This window comes from Streptomyces sp. CB01373, assembly GCF_002803075.1.
Lineage (GTDB): Bacteria > Actinomycetota > Actinomycetes > Streptomycetales > Streptomycetaceae > Streptomyces.
Genome location: NZ_NNBK01000004.1, coordinates 220665 through 236393 on the forward strand (window position 1 = coordinate 220665; position 15729 = coordinate 236393).

The 15729-nt window shown below is 71.1% G+C and carries 15 protein-coding genes; 12 read left to right on the forward strand and 3 right to left on the reverse strand.

Annotated features, from left to right (window positions below):
• The first annotated feature begins 183 nt into the window (after nt 1–183).
• The 5 genes from CG719_RS08015 (at nt 184) to CG719_RS08035 (ending at nt 6126) form a co-directional block, all read left to right on the forward strand.
• The gene (locus CG719_RS08015; protein ID WP_100567812.1) at nt 184–1377 is read left to right on the forward strand and encodes an argininosuccinate synthase; all 1194 of its coding nucleotides are present in this window, start codon (nt 184–186) and stop codon (nt 1375–1377) included.
• A 109-nt stretch (nt 1378–1486) separates the two neighbouring features.
• Entirely contained in the window at nt 1487–2914 is a 1428-nt protein-coding gene (gene argH, locus CG719_RS08020; protein ID WP_100567813.1) for an argininosuccinate lyase, read from the forward strand.
• 73 nt (nt 2915–2987) lie between these two features.
• A complete protein-coding gene (locus tag CG719_RS08025; RefSeq protein WP_100567814.1) occupies nt 2988–3959 on the forward strand; it encodes an aldo/keto reductase in 972 nt (323 codons plus the stop codon).
• Between the two features lie 92 nt (nt 3960–4051).
• A complete protein-coding gene (locus CG719_RS08030; RefSeq protein ID WP_100567815.1) occupies nt 4052–4618 on the forward strand; it encodes a TetR/AcrR family transcriptional regulator in 567 nt (188 codons plus the stop codon).
• Nucleotides 4615–6126: an MFS transporter gene (locus CG719_RS08035; RefSeq protein WP_100567816.1), complete on the forward strand. Its 1512-nt coding sequence runs from the start codon at nt 4615–4617 to the stop codon at nt 6124–6126. Before CG719_RS08030 ends, CG719_RS08035 begins: the two co-directional genes overlap by 4 nt.
• 40 nt (nt 6127–6166) lie before the next feature.
• On the opposite strand, the gene CG719_RS08040 is transcribed toward CG719_RS08035, so the two are convergent.
• Nucleotides 6167–6838, reverse strand: a complete 672-nt coding sequence (locus tag CG719_RS08040) for a lysophospholipid acyltransferase family protein (RefSeq protein WP_100567817.1) — start codon at nt 6836–6838, stop codon at nt 6167–6169.
• 494 nt (nt 6839–7332) lie between these two features.
• On the opposite strand from CG719_RS08040, the gene CG719_RS08045 reads away from it, so the two are divergent.
• Both CG719_RS08045 and CG719_RS08050 read left to right on the forward strand, forming a co-directional pair.
• A complete protein-coding gene (locus tag CG719_RS08045; protein WP_100567818.1) occupies nt 7333–8523 on the forward strand; it encodes a glycerophosphodiester phosphodiesterase in 1191 nt (396 codons plus the stop codon).
• A 228-nt stretch (nt 8524–8751) separates the two neighbouring features.
• Entirely contained in the window at nt 8752–9249 is a 498-nt protein-coding gene (locus tag CG719_RS08050) for a GNAT family N-acetyltransferase (protein WP_100567819.1), read from the forward strand.
• A gap of 21 nt (nt 9250–9270) precedes the next feature.
• Here CG719_RS08050 and CG719_RS08055 read toward each other — a convergent pair whose 3' ends face one another.
• Both CG719_RS08055 and CG719_RS08060 read right to left on the reverse strand, forming a co-directional pair.
• Nucleotides 9271–9702: a hypothetical protein gene (locus CG719_RS08055; RefSeq protein ID WP_100567820.1), complete on the reverse strand. Its 432-nt coding sequence runs from the start codon at nt 9700–9702 to the stop codon at nt 9271–9273.
• Between the two features lies 1 nt (nt 9703).
• Nucleotides 9704–10063 (reverse strand): hypothetical protein, encoded by a 360-nt coding sequence (locus tag CG719_RS08060; protein ID WP_100567821.1) that lies wholly within the window; start codon nt 10061–10063, stop codon nt 9704–9706.
• A gap of 608 nt (nt 10064–10671) precedes the next feature.
• Between CG719_RS08060 and CG719_RS08065 the strand changes: the two genes are divergently transcribed.
• The 5 genes from CG719_RS08065 to cbiE all read left to right on the forward strand — a co-directional run bounded on the left by CG719_RS08065 (nt 10672) and on the right by cbiE (nt 15528).
• On the forward strand, nt 10672–11718 hold the full coding sequence (locus CG719_RS08065) for a methionine ABC transporter ATP-binding protein (protein WP_100567822.1): 1047 nt from the start codon (nt 10672–10674) through the stop codon (nt 11716–11718).
• On the forward strand, nt 11715–12452 hold the full coding sequence (locus CG719_RS08070) for a methionine ABC transporter permease (RefSeq protein WP_100567823.1): 738 nt from the start codon (nt 11715–11717) through the stop codon (nt 12450–12452). Before CG719_RS08065 ends, CG719_RS08070 begins: the two co-directional genes overlap by 4 nt.
• An 80-nt stretch (nt 12453–12532) precedes the next feature.
• The gene (locus tag CG719_RS08075; RefSeq protein ID WP_100567824.1) at nt 12533–13375 is read left to right on the forward strand and encodes a MetQ/NlpA family ABC transporter substrate-binding protein; all 843 of its coding nucleotides are present in this window, start codon (nt 12533–12535) and stop codon (nt 13373–13375) included.
• Between the two features lie 175 nt (nt 13376–13550).
• Nucleotides 13551–14189 (forward strand): GNAT family N-acetyltransferase, encoded by a 639-nt coding sequence (locus tag CG719_RS08080; protein WP_100567825.1) that lies wholly within the window; start codon nt 13551–13553, stop codon nt 14187–14189.
• Nucleotides 14190–14319: 130 nt separating this feature from the next.
• A complete protein-coding gene (cbiE, locus tag CG719_RS08085; RefSeq protein ID WP_100567826.1) occupies nt 14320–15528 on the forward strand; it encodes a precorrin-6y C5,15-methyltransferase (decarboxylating) subunit CbiE in 1209 nt (402 codons plus the stop codon).
• Nucleotides 15529–15729 lie beyond the last annotated feature (201 nt).

Here is a 15729-nt window from a genome sequence, read left to right on the forward strand (position 1 = left end):
CGGCGCCTGCGTTCGAACGAGAGATACGGGAAAGCGGTTGCCCTTGTTCAAGGAGTGACGAGGGAATTCTGAAAACACCTTTCGAAACTCCCTGACGCCAGGACACGTCCGCCGGAGATTGACGAACCATGCAGAGTTCTGCATACTCATGCATGTCAGCGAATGCAGTGTGAGGAGAATCCCGTGACCGAGCGCGTCGTACTCGCCTACTCGGGCGGTCTGGACACCTCCGTCGCCATCGGCTGGATCGCCGAGGAGACGGGCGCCGAGGTCATCGCCGTTGCGGTCGACGTCGGCCAGGGCGGCGAGGACCTGGACGTCATCCGCAAGCGCGCGCTCGCCTGCGGTGCCGTCGAGGCCGAGGTCGCCGACGCCAAGGACGAGTTCGCCGACGAGTACTGCCTCCCGGCGATCAAGGCCAACGCCCTCTACATGGACCGCTACCCGCTGGTCTCCGCGCTGTCGAGGCCGACGATCGTCAAGCACCTGGTCGCCGCCGCCAACAAGCACGGCGCCGGCATCGTCGCCCACGGCTGCACCGGCAAGGGCAACGACCAGGTCCGCTTCGAGGCCGGCATCGTCGCCCTCGCCCCCGGCCTGAAGTGCATCGCCCCGGTCCGCGACTACGCGATGACCCGGGACAAGGCCATCGCGTTCTGCGAGGAGAAGGACCTCCCGATCGCGACCACCAAGAAGTCCCCGTACTCCATCGACCAGAACGTCTTCGGCCGCGCGGTGGAGACCGGCTTCCTCGAGGACATCTGGAACGCGCCGATCGAGGACATCTACGAGTACACCCAGAACCCGGCCGTCGCCCGCGAGGCCGACGAGGTGATCATCACCTTCAAGGAGGGCGTCCCGGTCGCCATCGACGGCAGGCCCGTCTCCGTCCTCCAGGCCATCCAGCAGCTCAACGAGCGCGCCGGCGCCCAGGGCATCGGCCGGATCGACATGGTCGAGGACCGCCTCGTCGGCATCAAGTCCCGCGAGGTGTACGAGGCTCCGGGCGCCATCGCCCTGATCACCGCCCACCAGGAGCTGGAGAACGTCACCGTCGAGCGCGAACTCGCCCGCTACAAGCGGCAGGTCGAGCAGCGCTGGGGCGAACTGGTCTACGACGGCCAGTGGTTCTCCCCGCTCAAGCGCGCCCTGGACGGCTTCATCAACGAGGCCAACCAGCACGTCTCCGGCGACGTCCGCATGACCCTGCACGGCGGCCGCGCGGTCGTCACCGGCCGGCGCTCCCAGGAGTCGCTGTACGACTTCAACCTCGCCACCTACGACACCGGCGACACCTTCGACCAGGCCGCCGCCAAGGGCTTCATCGACATCTACAGCCTGTCGTCGAAGATCGCCGCCAAGCGCGACCTCGTCTGAGCGGGTAAGCGCGTAGGGGTCCCCTCATACGCATCACCCTGACAGCCGCCTCCTCACCTGCAAGGGTGGGGAGGCGGTCGCACAGAGACACTTCCGAGGAGCAACGCAAGTGAGCAGCAACAGCGGTGACGTACGGCTCTGGGGCGGCCGTTTCGCCGACGGTCCCGCCGAGGCCCTGGCGAAGCTGTCCGCGTCCGTCCACTTCGACTGGCGCCTCGCGCCCTACGACATCGCCGGCTCCCGCGCCCACGCGCGCGTGCTGCACAAGGCCGGGCTGCTCGACGACGACGAACTGCGGCGCATGCTGGCCGGCCTCGACCGGCTGGAGGCGGACGTCGCCGACGGCTCCTTCACCGGCACCATCGCCGACGAGGACGTGCACACCGCCCTGGAGCGCGGCCTGCTGGAGCGCCTCGGCGCCGACCTCGGCGGCAAGCTGCGCGCCGGCCGGTCCCGCAACGACCAGGTCGCCACCCTCTTCCGGATGTACCTGCGCGACCACGCCCGGATCATCGGCGCTCTGATCGCCGACCTCCAGGACGCGCTCATCGGCCTGGCCGAGGCCCACCCGGACGTGGCCATGCCCGGCCGCACCCACCTCCAGCACGCCCAGCCGGTCCTGTTCGCCCACCACGTCCTCGCGCACGTCCAGTCCCTGTCGCGGGACGCCGAGCGGCTGCGCCAGTGGGACGAGCGCACGGCCGTGTCGCCGTACGGCTCCGGCGCCCTGGCCGGTTCCTCCCTCGGCCTGGACCCGGAGGCGGTGGCGCGGGACCTCGGCTTCGAGCGCGGCAGCGCCGGCAACTCCATCGACGGCACCGCCTCCCGGGACTTCGTCGCGGAGTTCGCCTTCGTCACCGCGATGATCGGTGTGAACCTCTCCCGGATCGCCGAGGAGGTCATCATCTGGAACACGAAGGAGTTCTCCTTCGTGACCCTGCACGACGCCTTCTCCACCGGCTCGTCGATCATGCCGCAGAAGAAGAACCCGGACATCGCCGAGCTGGCACGCGGCAAGTCCGGCCGGCTGATCGGCAACCTGACCGGCCTGCTCGCCACCCTCAAGGCACTGCCGCTCGCGTACAACCGCGACCTCCAGGAGGACAAGGAGCCCGTCTTCGACTCCTGCGACCAGCTGGAGGTCCTGCTGCCGGCCTTCACCGGCATGATGGCCACCCTCACCGTGCACCGCGAGCGCATGGAGGAGCTGGCCCCGGCCGGCTTCTCGCTGGCCACCGACATCGCCGAGTGGCTGGTCAAGCAGGGCGTGCCCTTCCGCGTGGCGCACGAGGTCGCCGGCGAGTGCGTGAAGGCCGCCGAGGCCGAGGGCAAGGAGCTCGACGAGCTGACCGACGAGCAGTTCGCCAAGATCTCCGCCCATCTGACGCCCGAGGTGCGCAGCGTCCTCAACGTTCCCGGCGCCCTCGCCTCCCGCAACGGGCGCGGCGGCACCGCCCCGAGCGCGGTCGCCGTGCAGCTCGCCGAGGTCAAGGCGGACGTGGCGGCGCAACACCAGTGGGCGGACGCCAGGAAGTAGTCCGCCCGCCTCCGGGGGCCTCGCGGGTTACGTTGGTCCACAGCCGTAAGGAAGCGACCGGACGGAGCCCACGATGCCCTTCGCCAGACTGGCCTCGGCCACGACCCCCACGTGCCACATCGGTCTGGGGCTGGCCGCCGTCGGGCGTCCGGGGTACATCAACCTCGGCCGCGAGAAGGACCTCCCGGCCGACCGCACCGTGGACGCCCTGCGCGAGCGCACCCGTGAACTCCTGGACGCCGCCTACGCGCAGGGCGTCCGCTACGTCGACGCCGCCCGCTCCTACGGCCGTGCCGAGGAGTTCCTCGCCGACTGGCTCAGGTCCCGCCCCGACGCCGACGACGTCGTCGTCGGCAGCAAATGGGGCTACACCTACACCGCCGGCTGGACCACCGACGCCGACCGGCACGAGGTCAAGGACCACAGCCTCGCCACCTACGAACGGCAGCGCGCCGAGACCGCCGGACTGCTCGGCGACCGGCTCGACCTCCACCAGATCCACTCGCTGACCCCGGACAGCCCCGCGCTCACCGACAAGGAACTCCACGCCAGGCTGGCCGAGGCCGCCGCGGGCGGCCTCACGATCGGCTTCTCCACCAGCGGACCCGCACAGGCCGACACCGTCCGCGCCGCGCTCGCCGTGACGGTCGACGGCGCCCCGCTCTTCCGTACCGTCCAGTCGACGTACAACGCCCTGGAGACCTCCGCCGGTCCCGCCCTCGCCGAGGCGCACGACGCCGGACTGACGGTGATCGTCAAGGAGGGCATGGCCAACGGGCGGCTCGCCGAGTCGAACGCCCCCGAGCCGCTCAAGGCAGTCGCCCGCGAGACGGGCCTGGGCTGCGACGCGGTCGCCCTCGCCCTGATCCTGCGCCGGCCGTGGGCCGGTGTGGTCCTGTCCGGCGCCGCCACGCCGGGCCAGCTCGCCTCCAACCTGCACGCTCCGGCCGTCGACCTCGACGAGGACCAGCTCGCCCGCCTCGGCGCTCTGCCCGAGGAACCCCGGGCCTACTGGGAGCGGCGCGGGCGGCTTCCCTGGCACTGAGCGCCCCGGCGACACCCTCTTCCAGCAGGCACCGGTGAGACGCGCATGCCTATTGTGAGACATCGATGTCTCATGTGGGGTAATGTTGTCTCATGGCTGTCGATCGTGACCACGTGCTGCGCAGCGCAGCGACCCTGCTCGCCCACAAGTCCACCGCCACCATGGACGAGGTCGCCAAGGCGGCCGGGATCAGCCGGGCGACGCTGCACCGCCAGTTCGCCGGACGCGACTCGCTCGTCAGGGCGCTGGAGGCGCTCGGCATCGCCGAGTGCGACGCCGCCCTCGACGCGGCCCGCCTCGGGGAGGGGCCGGCCGGGGACGCCGTACGGCGCCTGGTCCGTGAGATCGAACCGGCGGCCGGGCTGCTCTCCTTCCTCTACACGGAGAACCAGCTGTTCGAGGGCGAGGAGCAGAACGAGGGCTGGGCCCGGCTCGACGAGCGCATCTCCGAGGTCTTCCGGCGCGGCCAGCTCAACGGCGAGTTCCGTATCGACCTCACCCCCGCCTGGCTCACCGAGGCACTCTTCGGGCTCATCGCCTCCGGCGCCTATGTCGTGCTGAGCGGCAAGGTCGCCCCCAAGGACTTCCACCACATGATCACCGAGCTGCTGCTCGGCGGCGCACTGCGCACGGACACATCACGGAACGAGGAATCATGACCAGCACCCTGCAGCCGGCTCGCGCGGCGGAGGTGGAGCAGCGGCCGGGCCGCTGGCTCGCGCTCTCCGTCCTCGTGCTCGCCGTGCTGCTGGTGGCCGTCGACGCGACCGTCCTCGGTCTCGCGACCCCCTTCATCAGTGAGGACCTCAGGCCCTCGGGCACCCAGCTGCTGTGGATCGGCGACGTCTACTCGTTCGTCATCGCCGGTCTGCTCGTCTCCATGGGCAGCCTGGGCGACCGCATCGGCCGCAAGCGCATCCTGCTCGGCGGCGCCACCGCGTTCGGCGCGATCTCCGTGCTCAACGCCTACGCCGCCACACCGGAACTGATGATCCTGGCCCGGGCGCTGCTCGGCGTCGCGGGCGCCACCCTGATGCCGGCCACGCTCGCCCTGATCCGCAACCTCTTCCACGACCCGCGCGAGCGCAGCCTCGCCGTCGGCATCTGGGGCGCCACCGCCTCCGGCGGCACGGCCGTCGGCCCGATCGTGGGCGGCCTGCTGCTCGAACACTTCTGGTGGGGCTCGGTCTTCCTCATCAACCTGCCCGTGATGGCCGTCCTCGTCCTGGTCGGCATCAGGACCCTGCCCGAGTCCCGCAACCCCGACCCGGGCCCGTGGGACCTGGTGAGCGTCGTGCTGTCGCTGGCCGGCGTCGTCGGCGTCGTCTACGCGGTCAAGGAGGCCGCCGCAGGAGGGTTCACCTGGCCGGTCCTGGTCACGGGAGCGCTGGGCGCGGCCGCGCTGTACGGCTTCGTCCGCCGCCAGCTCACGCTGCCGAAGCCGCTCCTTGACATGCGGCTCTTCCGCAGCCGGGGGTTCTCCGGCGCCGTCCTCGCCGACCTGCTGACCGTGCTCGGCATGTCCGGCCTGGTGTTCTTCCTGTCCCAGTACCTGCAACTCGTCCAGGGCAGGCGTCCGTTCGAGGCGGGCCTGGCCGAACTGCCCGCCGCCGCGGGCGCGGTGGTGGCCGGGCTGCTCGCCGGGCGGGCGGCCCGGCGCTTCTCGGTGCGGAGCGTGGTCTCCGGCTCGCTGGCCGCCATCGGGCTGGGGCTGGCCGTGCTGACGACGATCGGGGAGACCACCGGCTACCCGCTGCTGGGCGCGGCCCTGCTGGTGGTCGGCGTCGGCGCCGGCTTCTCCTTCACGGTGACCGCCGACGTGATCCTGTCCAGTGTGCCCAAGGAGCAGGCGGGCGCCGCCTCGGCGGTCTCCGAGACGGCGTACGAACTGGGCGCGGCCCTCGGCATCGCGCTGCTGGGCTCCATCGTGACCGGCGTCTACCGCGGCTTCACCGGCCCGGCGGGCACGCCGACGGCCGCCCACGAGTCGCTGGGCGGCGCGGTCGAGGCGGCGGCCGGCCTGCCGGCGCGCACCTCGGAGGCCCTGCTCCACGCGGCCAGGGAGTCCTTCGTGCACGGCCTGCACCTGGCGTCGGGAGCGGGAGCGGCCGTACTGCTGGCGACGGCGGTCGCGGCGTGGTTCCTCCTGAAGGGCCAGAAGCTCTGAACGCGGCCCACCGCCGGAACCCGGCCCGGCCGGCGACGGCCTACGCGGCCTTCGCCTTGGTCGCGTAGATGTCGACGTACTCCTGCCCGGACAGGCGCATGACCTCCGCCATCACCGAGTCGGTCACGGCCCGCAGGACGTAGCGGTCCCGGTCCATGCCCTCGTACCGGGAGAACTCCATCGGCTCGCCGAAGCGGACGGTGACGCGGCCCGGCCGGGGCAGGCCCGTGCCGCCCGGCTGGAGCTTGTCGGTGCCGATCATGGCGAACGGGACCACGGGGGCCCCGGTCATCAGGGTGAGCCGGGCGATGCCGGTGCGGCCCCGGTACAGGCGGCCGTCGGGGGAGCGGGTGCCCTCGGGGTAGATGCCGAACATCCGGCCCTCCTCCAGGACCCGGCGACCGGTCATCAGTGCGGCCACCCCGCCCCGGCCGCCGTCACGGTCGACGGGGATCATGCCGACGCCGGTGAAGAACCAGGCCATCAGCCGGCCCTTGAAGCCCTTCCCGGTGACGTACTCGTCCTTGCCGATGAAGCAGACCTGACGGTCGCAGACCAGCGGCAGGATCATCGAGTCGATGAAGGTCAGGTGGTTGCCGGCGAGGATCACCGGGCCGTCGCCCGGAATACGCTCCGCGCCCTCCACCTGGGGGCGGAACATCAGGCGCATGATCGGACCGAGCACTGCCTTGATGAGCACGAAGCGGGACAACGGGCCCTCCGGTGTCTGGAGATGTCGAGGGATTGTTCATGAGTCTGTGCAGGTGAGGACGATACTCGCGGCCCCGGGCCGAATGCACATCGGGCTCACCGGCTCTTACGCACTGTTGACATACGTTTACCTGCGACGAAGGTGTGTTTCGCCCCGGTCACCCGAACGGAGCGATGTGATGGAGGTCGCTCGCCGTCCGGGAGAGGGAACGGATGTCCGACGTGTCCGCCTCCGGCGGGCCGGCCGCGCCGCGGGACCGCGCCCCCGCACCCGAGTACGCCTTCCCGGGACGGGACGTGACATGCCGACGGATCGTCACCCGTTCGGCCCACGGCGCCCGTTGTGTCCCGTACGGCCTCCCGTATCCCGTGCGGCCTCCGGCGACACCCGGCGACACCCGGCGTCACGCGGGTGTTCGCCACGTGGTCTCCCGTCCGTCATCGGTGCCCACCTACGATCGGCGCGCACGGACGACACGAGACCAGGAGGCGGTCATGGGTACGCGGGAGTCGGACGAGCAGGGACGCGGGACGGGACGCCGGGCCGTGCTCGGGGCCGTGGTGCTGGGCGCGGGCGGAGCGGTCCTCGGACTGCCCGGCGCGGCCGGAGCCGCCCAGGGTGAGGGCGGCGGCTACAAGGGCGGCGGGCTGAAGAGCCTGCCCGTGCCGACGATCGTCGGCCACCGGGGCGCCGGCGGCTACCGGCCCGAGCACACCTTCGGCTCCTACGAGCTGGCCCTCGACCTCGGCGCCCATGTCGTCGAGGCCGGTGACCTGGTACCGACGAAGGACGGTCACCTCGTGTGCCGGCACGAGCCGGAGATCGGCGGCACCACGGACGTCGCCGACCACCCCGAGTTCGCCGCCCGCAGGACCACCAAGACCCTCGACGGGGTGCCCACCACCGGCTGGTTCACCGAGGACTTCACCCTCGCCGAGCTGAAGAGGCTGCGCGCGGTCGAGCGCATCCCGGCCAACCGCCCCCACAACACCCTCTACAACGGCCGGTGGGAGATTCCCACCTTCGAAGAGGTCCTGAAGTGGCAGGACGAGCAGACCCGCAAGCGCGGCCGGCAGGTGTGGATCTACCCCGAGACCAAGCACCCGACTTACTTCCGCAAGCTGGGCCTCGACCTGGAGGAGCGGATCGCCGCGCTGCTGCGCAAGCACGGCAAGGACAGGAAGGACTCCCCGGTCATCCTCCAGTCCTTCGAGCCGACCAGCGTCCAGCGGCTGAACCGGCTCGTCGGCAACCCGCTCGTCGTGCTGCTGTCGGACGCCGGCAGCCGCCCCTGGGACTTCGTCGAGACGGGCGACCGGCGCACGGTCGCCGACCTCGTCACGCCCAAGGGCCTCAAGGAGATCGCCTCCTACGCGCAGGGCATCGGCCCGACCGTCGACCTGGTCGTCCCCAAGGACGCGGACGGCAACCTCACCAGGCCGAGCACCCTCGTCCGGGACGCGCACGCCGCGGGTCTGATCCTGCACCCCTACACCGTCCGCAACGAGAACCCGTTCCTGCCGCCGAAGTTCCGCAAGGGCACCGCCGCCGACGCCTACGGTGACGTCCTCGGCGTGTTCCAGGCCTACTTCGCCACCGGCATCGACGGCATCTTCACCGACAACGCCGACACCGGACTGCTGGCCCGCGAGGACTTCCTGAGCGGCCGGCACGGCAACCGCTGAACCCCGCCGCCCCGTTCGGGGCGCACCACGGCCGTCCCGGCAGCCCGCGCCGGGACGGCCGCGTCGTTTCCGGTGAGTTGGGTATCTCACAGGGCAACCCGGTCCTGGAACATTCCGGTTGTCCGAGATACCCCGTAAAGGCGGCTCGGACGGGAGGTTGCGGCCCGCGCGGCGCGGGGATAGGAGTGGGGAACGACCGGCGATCAAGTGAGCGGGAGGCATGCGCACATGGGCATGAGCGTGACCATCTCTGCGGCGGCCGAACAGGACGCGGAGCAGATCTTCAGGCTGCAGTACCTCTGCTTCCAGAGCGAGGCCGCGCTGTACGGCAACTACCGCATCGCCCCGCTCGTCGAGAGCCTCGACGCGATCCGTCACGAACTCGCCGCGGACTGCGTCTTCGTGGCGCGCCTCGGCGACGAGGTGGTCGGCTCGGTGAGCGGCCGGGTGACCGAGGGCGGCGCGGCCCTCATCAGCAAGCTCTGCGTGCACCCGCGCCTCCAGGGGCACGGCATCGGCGCCCGGCTGCTGCGCGCGGCCGAGTCCGCGCTGGCCCAGGAGCACGGCGCCACCAGGTTCCGGCTGCACACGGGGCACCGCAGCGAGGGCAACCTGCGCCTGTACCGGCGCGTGGGGTACCAGGCGGTCGGCACCTCCCAGGGCGCCGACGGCGTACTGATGATCGTCCTGGAGAAGCCTGACGTCAGCTACGCGGCGACCGCGTAGCGCCGGCGGCCGGGACCCGGCTCAGGCGGCCTGCGGCTGCTGCTTCCGCGCCTTGCGCAGCCAGTACAGGGCCGACAGCGGAAGCAGCACCGGGATGAAGACGTAGCCACGGCCGTAGTCCGACCACACGGTCGCGTCCGGGAACGCGGACCGGTCGAGCAGCGTCCAGGTGCCGACCGTCAGCACGCCCACGAGTTCGGCGACGCAGCACGCCAGCGCGGCCCTGCGCGCCTTCTCCCCGCCGCGCACCAGCGAGTACGTGATGAAGCCGTACACCACTCCGGCCACCGCGGACAGCGAGTAGGCGAGCGGGGCCCGGTCGAACTCGGTGGCGATCTGGTAGACGGAGCGGGACACCGCGCCGACGACCATCACGCCGTACAGCCAGACCAGCAGGGTGCCCGGACCACTGATGAGCCGCTGCCCCGCCGGCTTCTCCTCCACGGCGCTCATCTCACCTTCCCCAGATGTCATAGAGCCGCACCTCCAGGACGGCGAGGACCACTCCGCCCGCCGCGGCCGTCACCGAACCCCAGCGCGTCCGCTCGGTCAGCGACATGAGCCCGGCCGCCGGGACGCACGCGAAGGCTCCCAGCAGATACGCGACGAAGATCGTCGTGCCCTGCGACGGCTTCTCGCCCCGCGCCAGCGCCACGACCCCGATCACCAGCTGGACCAGGGCCAGCAGCGACACCACCGCCATCCCGATGAAGTGCCAGTCCTTCGTCGGCTGGTCACGGTAGGCCGCCCAGCCGCACCAGGCGGCGAGCAGCAGCGCGGCGACGCCGGTCACCAGCGTCAGGACATCAAGCATGCCGCCGAGCCTATTACGGGGCGAACGGCCCGCCGCGCCCGGCCCGTACCGGCGCATCCGGACTGCCCGCCGGTACGACACCGCTCCTGCGGCGCCGTGGCGTTGGCCACAGTGCGGTGGGCGCCCTGCCCGCCCCGACCGTTCGGACGGGTACCCGCAGGCCTTGTCCGCGCTGGTCATCGGCGCGAAACCCCAGGTCCGTGCCGTCCCGCCCAGGTGTCCACGTGTGTCCAGCATGCGGACAGCGGTGCCCCTCGGAGTCCATGTCTCTGGTTTACTGACCGCATGACCACGACGAGCGACCGCACCCCTGCGACCGAGGCGACTGTGCCGCCCGGTGCTCGTTGTATGTGTCCTGTACGTCGAATGTGCGCCTTCTAGAGGGCCCCTGCACCAGCTGAGCCTCGCGCCCCGAAGCGAGAGCCCGCTCATGTCCACGCTCGCGTCCGGTCCGTCCGGCGCCCGCGGCTGAGCCACGCCCCCGCGCACACGTTTCTCCCGGTTTGAGCACCTCTGCGAGAGTCGTGCCGCGTTCTGGCGCCCCCGACCATGAATGCCGTGCCCGGCGCCCACGACGCGCCGAGCACACGACAGTGACGGAAACCCACGTGATCACCACATCGGGCCTCACCAAGGTCTACAGCTCGCGCGGTCGTGAGATCACCGCGCTCGACGGTGTCGACCTGCACGTCCGCGAGGGCGAGGTGTACGGCGTCATCGGCCAGTCCGGCGCCGGCAAGTCCTCGCTCATCCGCTGCGTCAACCTGCTGGAGCGCCCCACCTCCGGCACGGTCACCGTCGCCGGGCAGGACCTCACCGCCCTGGCCGGCCGCGGCCACCGGGCGGGCAAGGAGCTGCGGCGGGCGCGCAGCCGGATCGGCATGGTCTTCCAGCACTTCAACCTGCTGTCCTCGCGCACCGTCCAGGACAACGTCGAACTACCCCTGGAGATCCTCGGCACGTCCGGGAAGGAACGTTCCCGCAGGGCGCTCGAACTCCTCGACCTCGTCGGCCTCGCCGACAAGGCGCGCGCCTACCCCGCGCAGCTCTCCGGCGGCCAGAAGCAGCGCGTCGGCATCGCCCGCGCCCTCGCCGGCGACCCCAAGGTGCTGCTGTCCGACGAGGCCACCAGCGCCCTCGACCCGGAGACCACCCGCTCCGTGCTCCAGCTGCTGCGCGACCTGAACCGGCAACTCGGCCTGACCGTCCTGCTCATCACGCACGAGATGGACGTCGTGAAGTCCGTCTGCGACTCGGCGGCGCTCATGGAGAACGGCCGCATCGTCGAGTCGGGCACGGTGACCGAACTCCTCGCCACCCCGGGCTCCGAACTGGCCGCCGCGCTCTTCCCGGTCGGCGGCGAGGCCTCCGCCGACGACCGGACCGTCATCGACGTCACCTTCCACGGCGAGAGCGCCACCCAGCCCGTCATCTCGCAGCTGTCCCGCACGTACAACATCGACATCTCGATCCTCGGCGCCGCCATCGACACGGTCGGCGGCCTCCAGGTCGGCCGGATGCGCATCGAACTGCCCGGCCGCTACGAGGACAACGTGGTGCCCATCGGCTTCCTGCGCGAACAGGGCCTGCAGATCGACGTCGTCGACCACACCCCGGCCGTCCGGCCGGAGCTGGTGAAGGATGGTGCCAAGTGACCTGGTACGAAATGCAGCCCCTGCTGTCCCAGGCCAGTTGGGACACCCTCTACATGGTCGGCTGGTCCACGCTCATCGCCGTCGTCGGCGGACTGCCCCTCGGCGTCCTGCTGGTCCTCACCGACCGCGGCGGGCTGCTCCAGAACGTGGTCGCCAACAAGGTGATCGGGCAGGTCGTGAACATCGCCCGCTCGATGCCGTTCATCATCCTGATGGTGGCCCTGATGGGCTTCACCCGCTTCGTCACCGGCACCACGATCGGGCGTGAGGCCGCCATCGTGCCGCTGGCCATCGGCGCCATCCCCTTCTTCGCCCGGCTCGTCGAGACGTCCGTCCGCGAAGTGGACGGCGGCCTGGTCGAGGCCGTCCAGTCGATGGGCGGCAACACCTGGACCATCGTCCGCAAGGTCCTCGTCCCCGAGTCCCTGCCCTCGCTGATCTCCTCGACCACCACCACGATCGTCGCGCTCATCGGCTACTCCGCGATGGCCGGCACGGTCGGCGCCGGCGGCCTCGGCGACATCGCCATCCGGTACGGCTACATGCGCTTCGAGACCCAGCTCATGTGGATCACCGTGGCCATCCTCGCCGTGGTCATCTCGGCCATCCAGTTCGCCGGCGACGCCGCCGCCCGCGCCCTGCACCGCCGTTCCGGCCGCTCCGGCCCCGGGCCGAGGCTGCGGCTGCTCAAGGCCGGCGAACCCGCGGCCGCCGGCGTCGGCAAGGCCGCCTGAAGCTTTCTCCTCCCATCTCCCCGTGTCCGGGGCCGCATCCCCCTATCCGGGATCGCACCACCAAAGGAAAGGCACTTTTCGTGCGTAACGCCACCAAGATCACCGCCGCTGTCCTCGCCGCAGGAGCCCTCACCCTCGGGCTCACCGCCTGCGGCTCCGGCTCGGACTCCGGTTCCTCCAAGGCCGACGCGAACGCCACGCTGACCGTCGCCGCCACCCCCACCCCGCAGGGCGAGATCCTCGCCTACGTCAAGGACCACCTGGCGAAGAAGGCCGGCCTGAAGCTGGAGGTCAAGGAGTTCACGGACTACGTGACCCCCAACACGGCGGTCCAGCAGGGCCAGGTCGACGCCAACTACTTCCAGCACAAGCCGTACCTCGACGACTTCAACAAGAAGAACGGCACCGACATCGTGCCGGTCCCCGGCGGCACGGTGCACCTGGAGCCGCTCGGTGTCTACTCGCAGAGCGTCAAGAAGCTGGACGACCTGAAGAAGGGCGCCACCGTCGCGCTGCCCAACGACACCACCAACGAGGCCCGCGCCCTGAAGCTGCTGGAGGCCAACGGCGTCATCAAGCTGAAGGCCGGCGCCGGATACGACGCGACCCCCAAGGACATCGCCTCCAACCCGAAGAACCTCCAGTTCAAGGAGCTGGAGGCGGCCCAGCTGCCGCGCTCCCTCGGTGACGTCGACGCCGCGGTGATCAACGGCAACTACGCGCTCGAGGCCAAGCTCAGCCCGGCCAAGGACGCCATCGCGGCCGAGTCCGCCAAGGGCAACCCGTACGCCAACTTCCTCGCCGTGAAGAAGGGCAACGAGAACGACCCGCGGGTCGAGAAGCTCGCCCAGCTCCTCACCTCGCCCGAGGTGAAGAAGTTCATCGAGGACAAGTACGACGGCGCGGTCGTCCCCGCGTTCTGATCCGCGCGACCGTCACCCGCACGACGCACGGGGTCCGCGCCCTCACCGGGTGGGGGCACCCCCACGCCGTTCCGGCGCTGGGGGAGGACCCCGTAGTGCGGTTCGGTGCTTTCATGCTGCATGCTGGGCAGTTCAGCAGGCCCTGACGGTTCTTCCGAAGGTTACGGAGCGGCGCATGAACAGCACCTTCCCCAACATCTCCATCAGCACGGAGCGGTTGGTGCTGCGTCCCCTCGAGGAGGACGACGTACCCGCACTGGCCGCGATGATGAACGACGAGCAGGTCGCGGCCTGGACCGACGTCCCCCAGCCCTTCAGCGAGGACGGCGCCCGCGCCTGGATCACCGAGTACGCCCCCGCCGAGCGCACCGCGGGCCGGGGTCTCGACCTCGCCGTCACCGAGTTCCTCACCCAGCGGCTGGTCGGCGTCGTCCAGCTGACCAAGGCCGACTGGCACGTGCGGTCCGCGGAGCTGTCGTACATCGTCGCGCCCTGGGCACGCGGCGAGGGATACGCCGCCGAGGCCGCGCTCGCGACCGCGCAATGGCTCTTCGGGGACCAGAAGTTCGAACGCATCGAGCTGCGCACGGCCGCCGACAACACCGCCTCCCAGCAGGTCGCCCAGAAGATCGGCTGCATCAGCGAGGGCGTCCTGCGCAACGCCTGCATAGCGCACGTCCGCACCGAGGACGGCACCTGGACCGACCTGCGCACCGACTTCATCGTGTGGAGCCTGCTGCCGGAGGACCTGGAGGGCGCCGGCGAGCAGTTCGCCGAGTCCGGCGGCTACACCTCCTTCCCGGAATGGAACTGAGCCGTCCGGACCCGAGGGCGCACCCGCCCCGCCCCGCCGCGCGTCCGGCAGCTCCACCGGGTACGCTCGCGGAACACGCTCTCGGGCGTCCGTACCCCGACGACCTGCGCAATCCTGGAGACTGACGACGATGGCCGACCGGGTCACGGTGATCGGCTGGGACGGTTCGCCGCTGACCGACGCGGCACGCGGCGCCCTGGGCGCCGCCACCCTCGTGGCAGGCGCGGCGCACCACCTGGCGCTGCCCGAAGTACCACGCACCGCCGAGCGCATCCGCCTCGGCAGTGTCGCCCTCGCCGCCCGCCGTATCGCCGCCCACCGCGGCACCGCGGTGGTGTTCGCCGACGGCGACCCCGGCTTCTTCGGAGTCGTACGGACCCTGCGCGCACCCGAGTTCGGCCTGGAGGTCGAAGTCGTCCCCGGCGTCTCGTCCGTGGCCGCCGCCTTCGCCCGCGCCGGAATGCCCTGGGACGACGCCCAAGTGGTCGTCGCGCACAAGCGCACCCTGCGACGCGCGGTGAACGTGTGCCGCGCCCACGCCAAGGTCGCCGTACTCACCGCCCCCGGCGCCGGACCCGCCGAACTCGGCCTGCTCCTCGACGGGGTCCACCGCACCTTCGTCATCTGCGAGGAACTCGGCACCGAACGCGAACAGGTCACCGTCGTCACCTCCGACAAGGCCGCCGACCACACCTGGCGCGACCCCAACGTCGTCATCGTCATCGGCGGCCCCAGTGGCGCCGAGGGCGGCGGCTGGATCGCCGGGGACGACGCCGGCCACGGGCCGCGCGGCTGGACCCAGCCCGCCGAGGCCTACGGCGGCGGACTCGGCGAGGGGGAGACCGATCTGCTCCGGGCCGCCCAACTCGCCCACCTCGGACCGCGCGTCGGCGACCTGGTGTGGGACATCGGCTGCGGCAGCGGCGCCTTCGCCACCGAGGCCGCGCGCGGCGGCGCCGCCGTCATCGCGGTCGACCGGGATTCGCGGGCCTGCGCCCGCACCGAGTCGGCCGCACACCGCTTCGGCGTCCGGACGCAGGTGGTGCACGGCACCGCCCCGCACATCCTGGAGAACCTGCCCGAACCGGACGTCGTCCGCGTCGGCGGCGGGGGAGCGGCCGTGGTCTCCGCGGTCGCCGACCGGCGGCCGCAGCGGATCGTCGCCCACGCCGCGACCCGGGACGCCGCCGAACTCATCGGCCGCGACCTCACCGAGCACGGATACCGGGTCGACTGCGCCCTGCTCCAGTCGGTCGCGCTCGACACCCGCGCCTGGAACGAGACGGAGCGCAGCGTCGTGTTCCTGCTCAGCGCCGTACTGCCCGAGCGTGCCCCGTGATCGGATTGTCCTACCGCGCGCGGTAGGCTGGCGGATTGTTGTACCGCACCGGGTGGTCCGGAAGTTCGTTCGTCAATGTCCGGAAAACCCACCCGATTCAGGGCGGGTGTGGTACGGCAGACCCGGAGAACGCGCGACGTGGCGCAGTCCACAGCGGCCCGTCGCGGATCACGCTGTCACGGCGGCCGGACGACCGCGAGA